General features: G+C 72.4%; 14 protein-coding genes and 1 tRNA gene. 9 read left to right on the top strand and 6 right to left on the bottom strand.

The features are described 5' to 3' along the window. Nucleotides 1-79: 79 nt before the first annotated feature. Nucleotides 80-409 carry a trypco2 family protein gene (locus AC3IX6_RS04240; RefSeq protein ID WP_489368886.1) on the bottom strand — a complete coding sequence of 110 codons (330 nt, stop codon included), beginning with the start codon at nucleotides 407-409 and terminating at the stop codon, nucleotides 80-82. 165 nt (nucleotides 410-574) lie between these two features. Next, nucleotides 575-1,003, bottom strand: coding sequence for a MarR family winged helix-turn-helix transcriptional regulator (locus AC3IX6_RS04235; protein WP_489368884.1), 429 nt, complete (start codon nucleotides 1,001-1,003; stop codon nucleotides 575-577). An 80-nt stretch (nucleotides 1,004-1,083) separates the two neighbouring features. Here AC3IX6_RS04235 and AC3IX6_RS04230 point away from each other — a divergent pair, with 80 nt between their 5' ends. After that, a complete protein-coding gene (locus tag AC3IX6_RS04230; protein ID WP_489368883.1) occupies nucleotides 1,084-2,010 on the top strand; it encodes an alpha/beta hydrolase in 927 nt (308 codons plus the stop codon). Here AC3IX6_RS04230 and cobF read toward each other — a convergent pair. Further along, nucleotides 2,007-2,759, bottom strand: a complete 753-nt coding sequence (gene cobF, locus AC3IX6_RS04225; protein WP_489368881.1) for a precorrin-6A synthase (deacetylating) — start codon at nucleotides 2,757-2,759, stop codon at nucleotides 2,007-2,009. The genes AC3IX6_RS04230 and cobF overlap by 4 nt on opposite strands. A gap of 18 nt (nucleotides 2,760-2,777) precedes the next feature. On the opposite strand from cobF, the gene AC3IX6_RS04220 reads away from it, so the two are divergent. From AC3IX6_RS04220 to AC3IX6_RS04205, 4 genes are read left to right on the top strand one after another with little or no spacing between them, the layout of a single operon-like run. Then, the gene (locus tag AC3IX6_RS04220; protein WP_489368880.1) at nucleotides 2,778-3,533 is read left to right on the top strand and encodes a (Fe-S)-binding protein; all 756 of its coding nucleotides are present in this window, start codon (nucleotides 2,778-2,780) and stop codon (nucleotides 3,531-3,533) included. A 31-nt stretch (nucleotides 3,534-3,564) separates the two neighbouring features. Beyond that, nucleotides 3,565-5,037 carry a lactate utilization protein B gene (locus AC3IX6_RS04215; RefSeq protein ID WP_489368879.1) on the top strand — a complete coding sequence of 491 codons (1,473 nt, stop codon included), beginning with the start codon at nucleotides 3,565-3,567 and terminating at the stop codon, nucleotides 5,035-5,037. Continuing rightward, nucleotides 5,034-5,666 (top strand): LutC/YkgG family protein, encoded by a 633-nt coding sequence (locus tag AC3IX6_RS04210; protein ID WP_489368878.1) that lies wholly within the window; start codon nucleotides 5,034-5,036, stop codon nucleotides 5,664-5,666. Before AC3IX6_RS04215 ends, AC3IX6_RS04210 begins: the two co-directional genes overlap by 4 nt. 4 nt (nucleotides 5,667-5,670) lie before the next feature. After that, nucleotides 5,671-6,060, top strand: a complete 390-nt coding sequence (locus tag AC3IX6_RS04205; RefSeq protein ID WP_489368877.1) for a VOC family protein — start codon at nucleotides 5,671-5,673, stop codon at nucleotides 6,058-6,060. A 112-nt stretch (nucleotides 6,061-6,172) separates the two neighbouring features. Here AC3IX6_RS04205 and AC3IX6_RS04200 read toward each other — a convergent pair whose 3' ends face one another. Next, nucleotides 6,173-6,718, bottom strand: coding sequence for a DUF309 domain-containing protein (locus AC3IX6_RS04200; RefSeq protein ID WP_489368876.1), 546 nt, complete (start codon nucleotides 6,716-6,718; stop codon nucleotides 6,173-6,175). Between the two features lie 119 nt (nucleotides 6,719-6,837). On the opposite strand from AC3IX6_RS04200, the gene AC3IX6_RS04195 reads away from it, so the two are divergent. The 3 genes from AC3IX6_RS04195 (at nucleotide 6,838) to AC3IX6_RS04185 (ending at nucleotide 9,273) form a co-directional block, all read left to right on the top strand. Further along, nucleotides 6,838-6,911, top strand: a tRNA-Pro gene (locus tag AC3IX6_RS04195). Nucleotides 6,912-7,085: 174 nt separating this feature from the next. Then, entirely contained in the window at nucleotides 7,086-8,717 is a 1,632-nt protein-coding gene (locus AC3IX6_RS04190) for a phosphodiester glycosidase family protein (protein WP_489368875.1), read from the top strand. 403 nt (nucleotides 8,718-9,120) lie between these two features. Next, nucleotides 9,121-9,273: a hypothetical protein gene (locus AC3IX6_RS04185; RefSeq protein ID WP_489368874.1), complete on the top strand. Its 153-nt coding sequence runs from the start codon at nucleotides 9,121-9,123 to the stop codon at nucleotides 9,271-9,273. 82 nt (nucleotides 9,274-9,355) lie between these two features. On the opposite strand, the gene AC3IX6_RS04180 is transcribed toward AC3IX6_RS04185, so the two are convergent. After that, complete coding sequence (locus AC3IX6_RS04180) at nucleotides 9,356-11,422, bottom strand: phosphocholine-specific phospholipase C (protein ID WP_489368872.1); 2,067 nt, start codon at nucleotides 11,420-11,422, stop codon at nucleotides 9,356-9,358. A gap of 232 nt (nucleotides 11,423-11,654) precedes the next feature. On the opposite strand from AC3IX6_RS04180, the gene AC3IX6_RS04175 reads away from it, so the two are divergent. Then, nucleotides 11,655-13,505, top strand: a complete 1,851-nt coding sequence (locus AC3IX6_RS04175; RefSeq protein ID WP_489368871.1) for an ABC transporter ATP-binding protein — start codon at nucleotides 11,655-11,657, stop codon at nucleotides 13,503-13,505. 99 nt (nucleotides 13,506-13,604) lie between these two features. Here AC3IX6_RS04175 and AC3IX6_RS04170 read toward each other — a convergent pair whose 3' ends face one another. After that, entirely contained in the window at nucleotides 13,605-14,360 is a 756-nt protein-coding gene (locus tag AC3IX6_RS04170; protein WP_489368870.1) for an AfsR/SARP family transcriptional regulator, read from the bottom strand. Nucleotides 14,361-14,510 lie beyond the last annotated feature (150 nt).

The following is a 14,510-nucleotide window of genomic DNA, read 5'->3' as shown; positions in this document are numbered from 1 at the left end:
CCCCCGCTTCCCCGCTTCCCCGCTTCCCTGCTTCCCCGCTCCCCCCGCTTCCCCTCGGTCCCTCCCGCGCCCGGAGGGGCTACTCCTCGTCGCTGATGTCCACGTCTCCGCCGCCCGGCTGGTGCGGAGTCAGCTTCACCGTCAGCTTGTGCGTGTCCCTCGTGCCGCTTTCCTTCTTCCCGCCGAGGCTGATCACGCTCCACCTCAACCCGCCGTTGACGCCCTTGGTTCCGGTCAGCTCCAGCCCGAGCTCCACCGTGATCTCCCCCAGCGTGAACAGCACCCCCTTGTCACCGCCCTCCGCAGGGTCCACCAGCCGGCCCTGGGCCTCGGCGATCTGCTCCCTCAGCAGCGTGACCGCATCCGCGAGGTCCATCCACTGCCCATCCGCACCGTACGTACCGGACATCGTCCTCCCCCTCCTCGGCGCCCGGGTGTTCCCCGAGCCCGGATCACCGGTTCACTCTCCCGTGAACCGATGGGCCAAACAGTGCCATTACAGCCCCCGGGGGCTCTCGCCGCACCGGCTCGGAGAAAGAAGACGGCAAGAGGCGCCGGAAACGGCCTGGACGCCCTAGCCCTCCAGTGTCCTGCGCAGCAGGGCGACGGTGGAGGCCAGTTGTTCCAGTGAGGCGGCCGTCAGGGGTTCGGCGAGCAGGGAGCGCAGGCCGTTCTCGAAGGTGGGTGTCGACGCGGCCAGCAGCTCGGCTCCCTCGGGGGTCAGTTCCAGGAGGGACGAGCGGCGGTTGCCGGGGTTGGGCCGCCGGACCACCCAGCCGGCGGCCTCCAGGCGGTCCACGCCCTTGCTGGTCGCCCCGACGGTGATCGCGGCCTCCTCGGCGAGGTCGTTGACCCGGCAGCCCTCCCGGCCGTCGATGATGCGCAGGAACTCGTACTGGCCCATCGTCAGGCCGTGCTCGGCGCGCAGCCGTTCGCCCAACCCGTTGTAGAGCCTGATCTCGCAGCGGACGAGGTCCATGAACACCTGCGCGAGGTCGGTCACACACTGCTCCAGATTCGCGGGAATGATATTCCTGGGAATGTAGTTCCTGGTGAAGAACAACACGCCATCAGGAGGATCCCATGAGCAAGGCGCAGCGCGCGACCGTCGACGCCCTGATGCGGCAGGCCCCGTTCGACGGCAGCCTCCCGCCGGAGCGGATGCGCAAGGATTTCGAGGCCCAGATGGCCTCGGGCCCGGCCCCGGCCGGGGTGAGCGTCACCCCCTCCGTCCTCGGCGGGCGCCCTGCCCTGACCGTCGAACCCGAGGGCGGACCCGCCGCGGGGACGACGGCGGGGACGGCCGCCGGGACGATCCTCTACTTCCACGGCGGAGCCTGGGTCTTCGGCTCACCGGCCACGGCCCTGAACCTGACCGCCGCACTCGTGCGCCGCACCGGAGTGCGCGCCGTCTCGGTCGACTACCGGCTCGCCCCCGAGCACCCCTTCCCCGCCGCGGTCGAGGACGGCCTCGCCGCCTACCGCGAGCTACTGGGCCAGGGCGTTCCGGCCGGGCGGATCGTCCTGGCCGGGGAATCGGCCGGCGGCGGGCTCGGCATCACCACCCTGCTCGCCGCCCGCGAGGCCGGACTGCCGATGCCGGCCGCCGCGGTCGCCTTCTCCCCGGGCCTGGACGCCACCCTCTCGGGCGAGAGCATGACCACGAAGCACGGCGCCGACCCGCTCTTCACCCGCGCCGAGCTGGCCAAGGTCTTCGCCCACCACCTGGCCGGACAGGATCCCGCCCAGCCGCTGCTGAGCCCGGCCCTGTACGCCGACCCGACCGGGCTGCCCCCGCTGCTGCTCCAGGCCGGTGCCAACGAGGTCCTGGTGGACGACTCCACCCGGTTCGCCGCCCGGGCGGCCGCGGCCGGGGTCGACGTCCGGCTCGACGTCACCGAGGGCGTCCCCCACGTCTTCCAGGCCTTCGAAGGCCTGCTGGACGAGGCCGGCGCGGCCCTGGACCGCGCCGGACGCTTCATCACCGCCGCACTGGGCGGTACGGCCTAGTCGCGCCGGAGCAGGTACGTGTCCATGATCCAGCCCTTGCGGGCGCGGGCCTCGGTGCGCAGCTCCTCGATGCGGCCGGCGACCTCCGCCAGCTTTCCCGAGACCAGGATCTCGTCGGGGGTGCCGATGTACGCACCCCAGTAGATGTACAGGTCCTGGTCGAGGTGGGCGGTGAAGGCGTGCCGGGCGTCCAGCATCACCACCACGTCGTCCACACCGTCCGGCCAGCCCTCCGCGAGCCGGCGCCCGGTGGTGATCTGGACCGGGCGGCCCACCCGGTTGAGGGTGGTGCGGTGGCGGGCCAGGAGCGAGGAGATGCTGCTGATGCCCGGCACCACCTCGTGCTCGAAGGCGACCCGGCCCTTCTCCAGCACCTCGTCGAGGATCGCGAGCGTGGAGTCGTAGAGCGAGGGATCGCCCCACACCAGGAACGCGCCCGTCTCGCCCTCCGCGAGGTCCTCGGCGATGAACCGCTCGAAGAGCTCGGCCCGCGCACTGCGCCAGCCGTCCACCGTCGGGGTGTAGTCGGAGGGCGTCCGGTCGCGGTCGGGATCGCGGCCCTCCACCAGCCGGTGTCCGGGGCGGGCGTGCGCGTCGAGCATCGCGCGCCGCAGCCCGGTCAGATCCGCCTTCTCCTCGCCCTTCTCCAGGATGAGGAATGCGTCCGCCGCGCCGATCGCCCTGACCGCCTGGAGGGTCAGGTGGTCCGGGTCGCCCGCGCCTATGCCGATCACTGAGAACTTCTTCACCGGGCTATTCTGCCCGTCATGCGCGTCGCCTTGTTCGTCACCTGCGTCAACGATGCGCTCTACCCGCGCACGGGTATCGCTGTCGTCCGCCTCCTGGAGCGGCTCGGGGTCACCGTGGACTTCCCCGCCGCGCAGAGCTGCTGCGGGCAGCCGCAGTACAACACCGGCTACCGGCGCGAGTCCGAGCCACTGGTCCGGCGTACCGCCGAGGCCTTCGCCGGGTACGCGTACGTGGTCACCCCGTCCGGTTCCTGCGCGGCCATGATCCGCGCCCACTACCCCAGGATCGGGCGCGCGGCCGAGGCCGAGGGCCGGGGCCCCGCCCTGGCGGCGCTGGCCGAAGACCTCGTACCGCGCGTGTACGAGCTCACCGAGTTCCTCGTCGACGTCCTCGGGGTGACGGACGTCGGCGCGTACTTCCCGCACACCGTCACCTACCACCCGTCCTGCCACGGCCTGCGGGGCCTCGGGCTCGGCGACCGGCCCCGGCGGCTGCTGGCCGCCGTACGCGGTCTGGAGCTGCGCGAGCTGCCCGGCGCCGAGGAGTGCTGCGGCTTCGGCGGGACCTTCGCCGTCAAGAACCCGGACGTCTCGGCCGCGATGGGCACCGACAAGACCGACCACGCGCTGTCCACGGGTGCCGAGGTGCTCTGCGGGGCCGACAACTCCTGCCTCGCCCACCTGGACGGCATCCTGAGGCGCCGGGGCGCGCCGCTGCGGGCCCTGCACCTCGCCGAGATCCTGGCCGCGACGGAAGAGGAACCACTCGTATGACTCGAAGGCTCCGATTGACTCGAAGGCTCCGATGACGGGCACGTACCTCGGCATGCCCGCCTTCCCCGACGCGGCCCGCGAGGCCGTACGGGACGAGGTGCTGCGGGCCAACCTCCGCCACGCCACGCACACGATCCGCGACAAGCGGGCGCGGGCCGTCGCCGAACTGGAGGACTGGGACCTGCTGCGCGCGGCCGGCAAGGCGGTCAAGGACCACACGCTGGCGCACCTCGACCGGTACCTGCTCCAGCTGGAGGCCGCCGTCACCGCCGCGGGCGGCACCGTCCACTGGGCGGCCGACGCCGACGAGGCCAACCGCATCGTGACGGAACTGGTCCGGGCCACCGGCGAAAGGGAAGTCGTCAAGGTCAAGTCCATGGCCACCCAGGAGATCGGCCTGAACGAGGCCCTGGAGGCGGCCGGGATCGCCGCGTACGAAACCGACCTCGCCGAGCTCATCGTCCAGCTGGGCCACGACCGGCCCTCCCACATCCTGGTCCCGGCCATCCACCGCAACCGCGGCGAGATCCGCGACATCTTCGCCGCGGAGATGGGCGGCTGGGGCCGTCCGGCCCCCGAGCCACTCGGCGACGACCCGCGCGAGCTCGCCGAAGCCGCCCGACTGCACCTGCGCGAGAAGTTCCTGCGCGCCAAAGTCGCTGTCTCCGGCGCCAACTTCATGGTCGCCGAGACCGGCACGATGGTCGTCCTGGAGTCCGAGGGCAACGGCAGGATGTGCCTGACCCTGCCCGAGACGCTGATCTCCGTGGTCGGGATCGAGAAGCTGGTCCCCACCTTCCGGGACCTGGAGATCTTCCTGCAAACGCTTCCCCGCTCCTCCACGGCCGAGCGGATGAACCCGTACACGACCATGTGGACCGGGGTCACCGACGGCGACGGTCCCTCCGTCTTCCACCTCGTCCTCCTCGACAACGGCCGCACCGACACCCTCGCCGACGAGGTGGGCCGCCAGGCCCTGCGCTGCATCCGCTGCTCCGCCTGCCTCAACGTCTGCCCGGTGTACGAGCGCGCCGGCGGCCACGCCTACGGCTCCGTCTACCCCGGCCCGATCGGCGCCATCCTCAGCCCCCAGCTCCGGGGCACCGGGAGCGAGATCGACGCCACCCTGCCCTACGCCTCCACCCTGTGCGGAGCCTGCTACGAGGTCTGCCCGGTCGCCATCGACATCCCGGAGGTACTGGTCCACCTGCGCGAACGCGTGGTCCAGGGCGGCCCGGTGACCCGCGACGGCATCCGCGTGCGCATCCGCCCCGCCGACGGCCACACCGCCGAACGGGCCGCCATGCGGGCCGCCCGGCTCCTGCTCGACCGCCCGGGCGCGCTGCGCGCGGGGGAGCGGCTGCTCGCGCGCGCCCGGCGGCTGCGCCCGCGCCGGCTGCCGGGGCCCGGGCGGGCCTGGACCGACAGCCGGGAGCTGCCGGAGCTCCCGGAGCGCTCGTTCCGCGACTGGTGGGCGGCGCGCGAGAAGGAGGCACGCCCGTGAGCGCCAGAGAGGTCATCCTGGCCCGCATCCGCCGGGCCCTGCCCGAGCCGCGCCCGGACACCGGGATCCCCCGGGACTACCTCGCGGTCCACGGCGCCCGCACCCCGGCCGAGACCGTCGACCTGCTCGCCGCGAACCTCGCGGAGTACCGCGCCAAGGTCCACCGGGTCGACGAGGACGGCCTCCCCGCGCTGCTGGCCCGCCTCCTCGCCGAACGGGGGGCGTCCTCGGTGCTCGTACCGCCCGGGCTGCCGCCGCACTGGCTCGCGGCGGCCGGCCCGGCCCGGATCGACGACCGGGCGGACTCCACCCCGTACCAACTGGACGCCGTAGACAGCGTGGTGACGGGCTGCGCCCTGGCGATCGCCGAGACCGGCACGATCGTCCTCGACGGCGGTCCCGGGCAGGGACGGCGCCGGATCACGCTCGTCCCGGACCACCACGTCTGCGTGGTCCGGGTCCCCGGCCAGGTGGTGGACTCGGTGCCGCGGGCCCTGCCCCTGCTGGACCCCACCAGGCCCCTGACCTGGATCTCCGGACCCTCCGCCACCAGCGACATCGAACTGGACCGGGTGGAGGGCGTGCACGGCCCCCGCACCCTGGAGGTGGTCCTCCTCGGCGCACAATGAGGACATGTCCTCCCACCTCGCCCTCACCGCCCTCGTGGTCCACGACTACGACGAGGCCATCGACTTCTACACCCGCGCCCTCGGCTTCGACCTCGCCGAGGACACGGCGCGCCCGGACGGCTCCCGCTGGGTCGTGGTGCGCCCGCCGGGCGCCACGGAATCCGCCCTCCTGCTGGCCCGCGCCAAGGACGACGCCCAGCGTTCCCGCGTCGGCGACCAGACGGGCGGCCGGGTCGGCTTCTTCCTCTACACCGACGACTTCGCCGCCGACCACGCCCGGATGACCGCCGAGGGCGTCCGCTTCCTGGAGGAGCCGCGCCACGAGGCGTACGGCTCGGTCGCCGTCTTCCAGGACCTCTACGGCAACCGCTGGGACCTCCTCCAGCCGGCGTAGGCCCGGCCGGGCTCAGGCCGGGGAGCACCCGGGCCGGGCCGGCCCGGGGCGCCCGGCCACCGGCACCGCCCCGGCCACCGGCACCGCCCCGGCCACCGGCACCGCCCCGGGCTCAGGCCCGGCCGGGTCCGCCCGTGAGGTGCGGGGCCTCGGCCGCCGCGTCCACGACCGCGCCGGCCTCCACCCGCCCCGCCAGCTCCCGGGCCCAGCGGACCAGCCCGGCCAGGTCCATCCCGTACGGGGTCCCGGGCGCCGCCCCGGCTCCGGCCGCGGCCTCGGGGACGACCGGGCTCCCGGCCGCGCCCCGCCCGGCCAGGGCCAGGGCATCCGCCCCGCGGCGCAGCAGCCGCGCCCCGCCCACCGCGTTCCCGCGCGCGGCGTGCGTCAGCCCGACCGCCAGCTGCGCCAGCGCCCGCCACAGCGGCGCCTCGGCCCCGGGCCCCGATTTCCAGGCGTCCTCGAACACCTCGTGCGCGTGGAAGGGCATCCCGGCGTCCAGCAGCCGCTGCGCCTGCGCCACCGTCTCCCCGGGCGACCGCACCACTCCCTCGGGCTGCCGCTCCACCCCTTGGGCCCCGTAGGGCAGCGGCCGTCCCAGCCCGTCCCTGGGCCGGGCGTTCCGCGCCCGTCCCTCACCGTCCCGATCCCGTGCGTTCACCCCTCCATCCTCCCCGCATCCCCCCTCCCGCCGATAACCGGTGCATGGACACCCCTCGGTGTGGGGTAATGTTCTGCATGTGCCGCCGAGACGGGGGAAACCCCAGATCAGAAGCACATCGGGACGTGGCGCAGCTTGGTAGCGCACTTGACTGGGGGTCAAGGGGTCGCAGGTTCAAATCCTGTCGTCCCGACTCGAAAGAGTCGTAGACCGAGGGGCCGTTTCAGAGAAATCTGAAACGGCCCCTCGGTCGTTTTCGCGTACCACTTGCGAGGAATTCACGTGCGCAGCAAGCGGAGTTGCGCCACACGCCACATGTCGCCCCTGCACTGAGAGGACGTACCACCTCACCTCCAGGGAGCGTCGTATGCGCAAGACACCGCAGGTCGCCGCGTCGTCCGCCGCCGTTCTCGCCTTCTGCCTGGTCGCCGCTCTCGGTACGGCGCCGACAACCGGAGCCGCCGAACGGCCGTCCGCGTCACCGCACGCTCCGGAGGCCGCCGCCCCCGAGCCGCTCACGCTCCCGGACGCCACGTCGGCGCAGTCCGTCGTCCTCGCTCCCGGGGTCACCCAGAGCTCCTTCGTCTTCGGCCGGACCGACGCCGACGACGTATGGACCGTCCACGTGAACCAGTCCCTGACCGACGACGTCCCGTACAACCGGGCGACCGCGGCCCTCGGCCCCGAGGCGCGGGCCGAGCAGGTGGCCGGGGCCCTGCGGGCCAAGGGGTTCGAACCCCGGGTGGAAAGGGTCCTCATCCCCGCCTTCGCCGACCGCCCGGCCGGCACGCTGGGCTGGACCGTGCGGATCGGGCGGTACGCCGACCAGAGCGCGGCCACGGCCGCGCTCGCCCAGGTCCGGGCGGCCGGGTTCGCGGGGGACACCCGGTACACGGCGCAGGACGGCACGGACGCCGGCGCCCTCCAGCGGGTGTTCGTCCTGCGGGTGGACTTCAAGCGGTTCACCGGCCGCCTGGCCAGCGACTTCGGGCCGACCATCGACGTCCACGAGAAACTGCCCGACCTGGCGGCCGCCGCCGGGGCACTGGCGGGCGTCAACGCCCAGTGGTTCGCGGACAAGGCGTCGCTCGGTCTGTACGTGAAGGACGGCCGGCTGCTGAGTGCCGCCACGCAGGGGCGCAGCGGGGTCCGCATCACGGACGGCGGGCGACAGGTGGACGTGGGCACGTACACCACGCGGATCACGGTCGGCGCGGGCGGCTCCATCCGGGAGGTCGACGGCATCAACCGGATACCCGGCGAGATCTGGAACTGCGGGGGCGTCGGCGGCGACCGGCCCACGCAGCACCCGCAGCACGACCTCAAGTGCACCGACGAGAGCGAGATCGTCCGCTTCACCCCCGAGTGGAGCACCCCGCCGGCCGGAGCGGGCGCCGAGGTGGTCCTGGACCGCAACGACCGGGTGACGGCGGTGCACCGCACGCGCGGGGCCAAGCCTCCGGCGGGCGGCTCCACCCTCCAGGCCATCGGCGAGAGCGCCGAATGGCTGGTCGCGCACGCGCGCCCCGGAGCCCGGCTGCGCATCATCCAGCGCGTTCTGGACGGCGCCGGACACTCCGTCCCGCTCACCGCGGACACCACGATCGTCCAGGTCGGCCCGACGCTGATCCGCGACGGACAGATCGCGGTGAACGCCGCCGCCGACGGCATCATCCGCCAGGGGGCCGACCAGACCTTCACCTACAACTGGGTTGTCCGCGGGAACCCGCGCACCATGCTCGGCGTCGATGAGCAGGGGAGGCTGCTGCTGGTCGTCGTGGACGGGCGTAGGGCCGGGTGGAGTTCGGGCCTGGGCGTGGCCGGCGCCGCGAAGCTGATGAAGGCCCTGCACGCCCGGGAGGCGCTGAACCTCGACGGCGGCGGATCGAGCGTGATGGTCACCGCCGGGTCGGGCATCGTCAACCGCCCCTCGGACGCGACGGGCCCGCGCTACCTGGGCAACGTCCTGCTGCTGCACCCCGCCGCCACCGGCGGCTGATCCCGGTCCGTCCCCTTGTGAAGCCCTGCTCTGGTGGATTCGTGGTCACCACCGCAGCGGGCGCGGCTGTGCCGGTTACCAACGTTTCCGCCGTGTCCAGCGGCGGCACGGCGACCGGATTGGTCCTCGCCGAGAACCTGCCCACCGGCGCCTACAAGTGGAAGCCTGGCGCTCTGGCCGACGCACAACGTGGAAGTCAAGGCCTTTGGCAAGGCAGGCAACAGCACGCAGACCGCCGAGTCCGTCCTGCGCATGTACCCGGCCCGCAACAAGATCGACGGGAACCTGTACTTCTACGCCGGAAAGACCGGTACGGACGGCAAGTTCGGCCTGGCCCCCCGCACCACCTACGCCACCGGGGGCCGGCAGTCCGCCGACCGTCCGGTCGGCCGACCCCGAGCGTGTGGTGAACTACGTCGACAACGCGGGCAAGGCGGCCTCCACCACCTGCCCCACCGGCTGCCTGCTCTTCTGTCCGGGTGGTCCCACCGGCCTCAAGCAGCCCCAGTCGGTCGGCGCGAGCGGCTGGGCGACCAGCGTCACCAACCTCTTCTGATCCCAACTGCCCTGAGCAGCACATGCGGCGCCGCCGGTGGACCCGGCGGCGCCGCTTCATGTCGTGGTCGCCGCGCCTTCCGTCAGGAGGACTGCTCCGTCAGGGTCGCCGGGTCCGAGAGGCCCGCCGCGCCGGTTTCCACCTTGCCGGCGAAGCGGCGCAGGAAGGCCGGGGAGCCGGACGCGGTGACCGTGACGTCGTACCAGCGGCGGGTGTTCTTCAGGGAGACGGTGTGCTTCACGGTGGCGCCCTTGGCGACCGTGAGGCGCTTGGGGCCGCCGCCGTAGGCGTTGGTGAGCGTCACCGTGGCGGTGGTGCCCCCGGCGTTGGTGAGGGTGAGGTCCAGGTTCCCGGTGGCGGCGTTGTGGCGGGCGGTGACCTCGGGGCCGGGGGTGGTGCCGGGGTTGCGGAAGCCGCGCAGGAAGCCGTTCGGGCCGTGCACGGTCAGGTCGGTGGACCCGGCCGAGTAGGCGGTGTTCCAGGTGTCCGCGATCGACTTGCCGGCCTCGGTGGTGTAGGTCCAGGGCGCGTCCGTGCGGTTGCCGGAGGTGACGTAGAACTGCGCGCCCAGATCCGGGCCCCCGCTGAACGTCAGCCGGAACCTGCCCTCGGAGACGAGCGCGGCGCCGTCCACGTACGGGGCGTACTTGAGCGCGCGCGTGGGGCGCAGGCCCCGCTCCTGGCGCGGCATGGCCCCCTGTGCCGGCGGGGTGGCCCGGAAGTCGGGGTGGCGCTCGCGGTCCGGCGGGTACCAGCCGTCGGTGTCCGGCAGCGGGGCCGGGGCGGTGTCCTTGCGGGCGAAGTCGAAGGCGGAGGTCAGGTCGCCGCAGACGGCGCGGCGCCAGGGCGAGATGTTGGGCTCGTGGACGCCGAAGCGCTGCTCCATGAAGCGGATGACCGAGGTGTGGTCGAAGGTTTCGGAGCAGGCGTAACCGCCGGTGCTCCAGGGGGAGACCACGAGCATCGGCACGCGCGGGCCCAGGCCGTAGGGTCCGGCCACGTACCCGGCCTTGCCGGGGAACACGTCCAGGGCGGTGGGCGTGGTGGACAGGCCCTGCGCGGCACTGGCGGGGGCGTACGGCGGGACGACGTGGTCGAAGAAGCCGTCGTTCTCGTCGTAGGTGATGAACAGTGCGGTACGGGCCCACACGTCGGGGTTGGCGGTGAGCGCGTCCAGGACCTGCGAGATGTACCAGGCGCCGTAGTTGGAGGGCCAGTTGGAGTGCTCGCTGAAGGCTTCGGGGGCGGCTATCCAGGAGATCTGGGGAAGGGTGCCGCCCACGACGTCCGCGCGCAGCTTCTCGAAGTAGCCTTCGCCCGCAGCGGCGTTGGTGCCCGTACGGGCCTTCTCGTAGAGGGCGCTGCCGGGCTCGGAGTTGCGGTAAGTGTTGAAGTACAGCAGCGAGTTGTCGCCGTAGTTGCCCCGGTAGGCGTCGTTGATCCAGCCCCAGGATCCGGCGGCGTCGAGGCCGTCGCCGATGTCCTGGTAGACCTTCCAGGAGACTCCGGCCGCCTCCAGGCGCTCCGGGTAGGTGGTCCAGCCGTAGCCGGCCTCGGCGTTGTTGAGGACCGGGCCGCCGCCCTGGCCGTCGTTGCCGGTGTGGCCCGACCAGAGGTAGTAGCGGTTGGGGTCGGTGGAGCCGATGAACGAGCAGTGGTAGGCGTCGCAGATGGTGAACGCGTCCGCCAGGGCGTAGTGGAAGGGGATGTCCTGGCGGGTCAGGTGGGCCATCGTGGTGGCCGTCTTGGCGGGCACCCAGTTGTCGTACTTGCCCTTGTTGAAAGCGCTCTGGCCGCCCGCCCAGTCGTGGTTGAGTCCCTGGAGGAACTCCATCCCGAGGTCCTCGGACGGCGGCCGGAAGGGCAGCGTCTCCTTGGTGCCGTCGGACTGGTGCCAGACGGACTTGCCGCTGGGCAGGGTCACCGGGCGCGGGTCGCCGAAGCCGCGGACACCGCGCAGCGCGCCGAAGTAGTGGTCGAACGAGCGGTTCTCCTGCATGAGCACCACGATGTGTTCGACGTCCGCGATGGAGCCGGTGGTCCCCTGCGCGGGGATGGCGGCGGCGCGGGCGATGCTCTCGCCCAGCATCGTCAGGGCCGTGGTGCCGCCCGCGAGCTGCAGGAAACGCCGACGATTGAGTTCTGCCATGGCGGGAACGACCTCCACATTGAGGGGTGACTGAGTACCCCAGCACAGCGCGTCCGGGGTTCCGGTAAGGGAGCCTGGCGTGACGCCGGTGCGTACACCAGGCGAACGGCGGTCGGGTTCGGCCCGCAGGTCGGCCGGTTTCGGCCTATCGACAGAAAAGCCTTGGACCCTGTGGGCGCCCGTGCGGGACACTCCGCTTTCTGGCCAGACGGGCCGAGAAGGCAGGGTTGGGATGGGATCGCCCGAATCGCACGAAAGTTCAGAGAACGAGAGTCCACCGCGCAGGAGTCCGGTACTCCTCGCAGTTCGCTACTACGGGCGGGAGCTGGTCCGCCTGCGATGGCTGACGGCGCCCGCGATGCTGTTCCCGGCGCTGGGCAACATCGGCATCCACTACATCGCGCCGCTGGTCGTCGCGAAGCTCGTCGGCCGGATCGCGGGAGGAGAGGGCGGGACGGGAGCCGCCGGCGGCGCCCTCGGCTGGGCGATGCCCTACGTCCTCGGCTTCGCCGGGGTCCTGCTGCTCTCGGAAGCGTTCTGGCGCATCGGGCTGCACTGCCTGAACCGCCTCGACGCCCGCGGGATCGAGCAGCTCTACGTCACCGGTATGGACGAACTGTTCGCCAAGGACACCGCGTTCTTCCACGACAACTTCGCCGGATCCCTCACGAAGCGGGTCCTGAGCTTCGCCTCCCGCTTCGAGGAGTTCGTCGACACGCTGACGTTCTCGGTCATGGGCAGCTTCGTGCCGCTGCTGTTCGCCTCGGTGGTGCTGTGGCAGTACGACCCGCTGCTCGTCGTCGGGCTTCTGGTGATGATCACGATCACGGGGCTCTGCGTGGCGCCCCTGATCCGCCGACGCCAAGTGCTCGTCGCCCGGCGGGAGGAGGCGATCGCCCGGGTGTCCGGCCACGTGGCGGACAGCCTGATGAACATGGACACGGTCCGGGCGTTCGCCGCCGAATCGCGCGAGGCCGCCGAACACCGCAGCCGCGTCGCGGAGTCGAGGAAGCTCACCCTGCGCTCGTGGGACTACGGCAACCTGCGCATCGACACGCTGGTCGCACCGCTGTCCGTGGCGACCAACGTGCTGGGGCTGATGCTCGCGATCGTGCTCGGCGGGGGAGCGCACGGGGTGGAGGCGGTCATCGTCGCCTTCACCTACTACGCCAGCGCCACGCGGATCATGTTCGAGTTCAACCAGATCTACCGCCGCCTGGAGAGCTCGATGACGGAGGCCGCGCAGTTCACCGAACTGCTGCTGACCCCGCCGACCGTGCTCGACCCGGTGGAGCCCGAGCCGCTGCGGCGTCCCGCTGTCGCCGACGTCCGGTTCGACCGGGTGTCCTTCGGCCACGAGGGCGGGAAGCAGCTCTTCGACGGCCTGGACCTGGTGGTGCCCGGAGGGTCCAAGCTCGGTCTCGTCGGCCGGTCCGGCGGGGGCAAGACCACGCTCACCCGGCTGCTGCTGCGGATGACGGACATCGACGCGGGCCGGATCCTGATCGGCGGGCAGGACATCAGTCGGCTGAGCCAGGCCGACCTGCGCAGCCTGATCGCCTACGTCCCCCAGGACCCGGCGATGTTCCACCGCACGCTGCGCGACAACATCGCCTTCGCCCGCCCGGACGCCACCGAAGCGGAGATCCGCCGCGCGGCCGAGGCGGCGCACGTCACGGAGTTCGCCGACGGCCTGGCGGACGGCTTCGACACCATGGTGGGCGAGCGCGGGGTGAAGCTGTCCGGCGGGCAGCGCCAGCGGGTCGCCCTCGCCCGGGCGATCCTGCGCGACGCGCCGATCCTGCTCCTCGACGAGGCGACCAGCGCCCTGGACTCCGAGAGCGAGATCCTGGTCCAGGACGCGCTGTGGCGGCTGATGGACGGGCGGACGGCGCTGGTGGTCGCGCACCGGCTGAGCACGGTCGCCACCATGGACCAGCTCGTCGTCCTGGACCGCGGGCGGATCGTCGAACAGGGCACGCACCACCAACTGCTCGCCACGGACGGCGCCTACGCGAAGCTGTGGCAGCACCAGTCGGGCGGCTTCATAGACGACACCGCCGCACGGGCCGACCTGCGCTGAGGAAGGGACGGGAGGGCGTGGGAACGAGAGGGTGTGGGAACGGGAGGGCGCGGGGTCGGGAGGGTGTCGTCGTACCGGCGGTGGTACGACGGCGCCCGGTCAGAACTCCGCCGCCAGGGCGAGCTGCCGCTCGCGGTCCTGTCTGAGCAGTTGCGGGATGGCGCCGCTCGGCGCCACGCCCAGTTCCGCGGAGAGCAGCTCCTGATAGCCGCGGTAGCGGCGGTGCGCGTCGGCCACCTCGCCGACGAACAGGCACGACTGCACGGCGATCCGGCGGGGCCCTTCCCGCAGCGGGTCGGCCTGGGTGGCGGCGTCGGCCAGTTCGAGCACCGCGGCGTGCTGCCGGCGCTGGAGGAACCTCTCGGCCAGGCGCTCCAGCGTCTGGACGCGCTGGACCTTCCACTTCTCCTGGAACGGTACGAGCCAGTCGTCGTCCCAGTCGGTCAGCAGCGGGTGGCGCAGTACGCTCCACGCCTGCGGCAGCCGGTCCTCGCCCGCCACCGCCGCCCCGCCCGCACCGGACACCGCCGCGATCAGCCTGGCCGCCGCCCGGTAGTCCACCTCGACGTGATCGGCGAGCGCGACGGTAGTGTGCGAGGCCCGCAACAGGCCCCCGGCCGTGGCCTGATTCAGCCGCCACAAGGTCTGGCGCAACCGGGCACCCGCCCGGTCGGGCGGGGCATCGGGCCACAGCCGGGCGGCCAGCTCGCCGCGCCGGAGCGGGCGGTCGGCGAGCACCAGGGCGGAGACGAGCCGTTGCTGGATGTCGCTGAGGTCGGTGACCCGCTGGTCGGTGCGGCAGACGAAGCCTGGCAACAGCGATATGTGCACGATGCCTAAGCCGGTGGGATTCATCGCACCTCTCGGGTCGTCCGACGGGCCGCCGGCCGCCGGGTGGGCGCTCCATTGATCCCGATTTCCACGTTCGCTTCACATGAGCTTCACAACGGCTGTGGTATGAGCGTGAGGCAAGGTCTGGAGATCGTCAACACCCGTGCGCGGCGC

It is taken from the genome of Streptomyces sp. GL_141 (assembly GCF_057834385.1).
The sequence above is the reverse complement of the archived record's forward strand: the minus strand, read 5'-3'. Positions and strand labels throughout refer to the sequence as shown.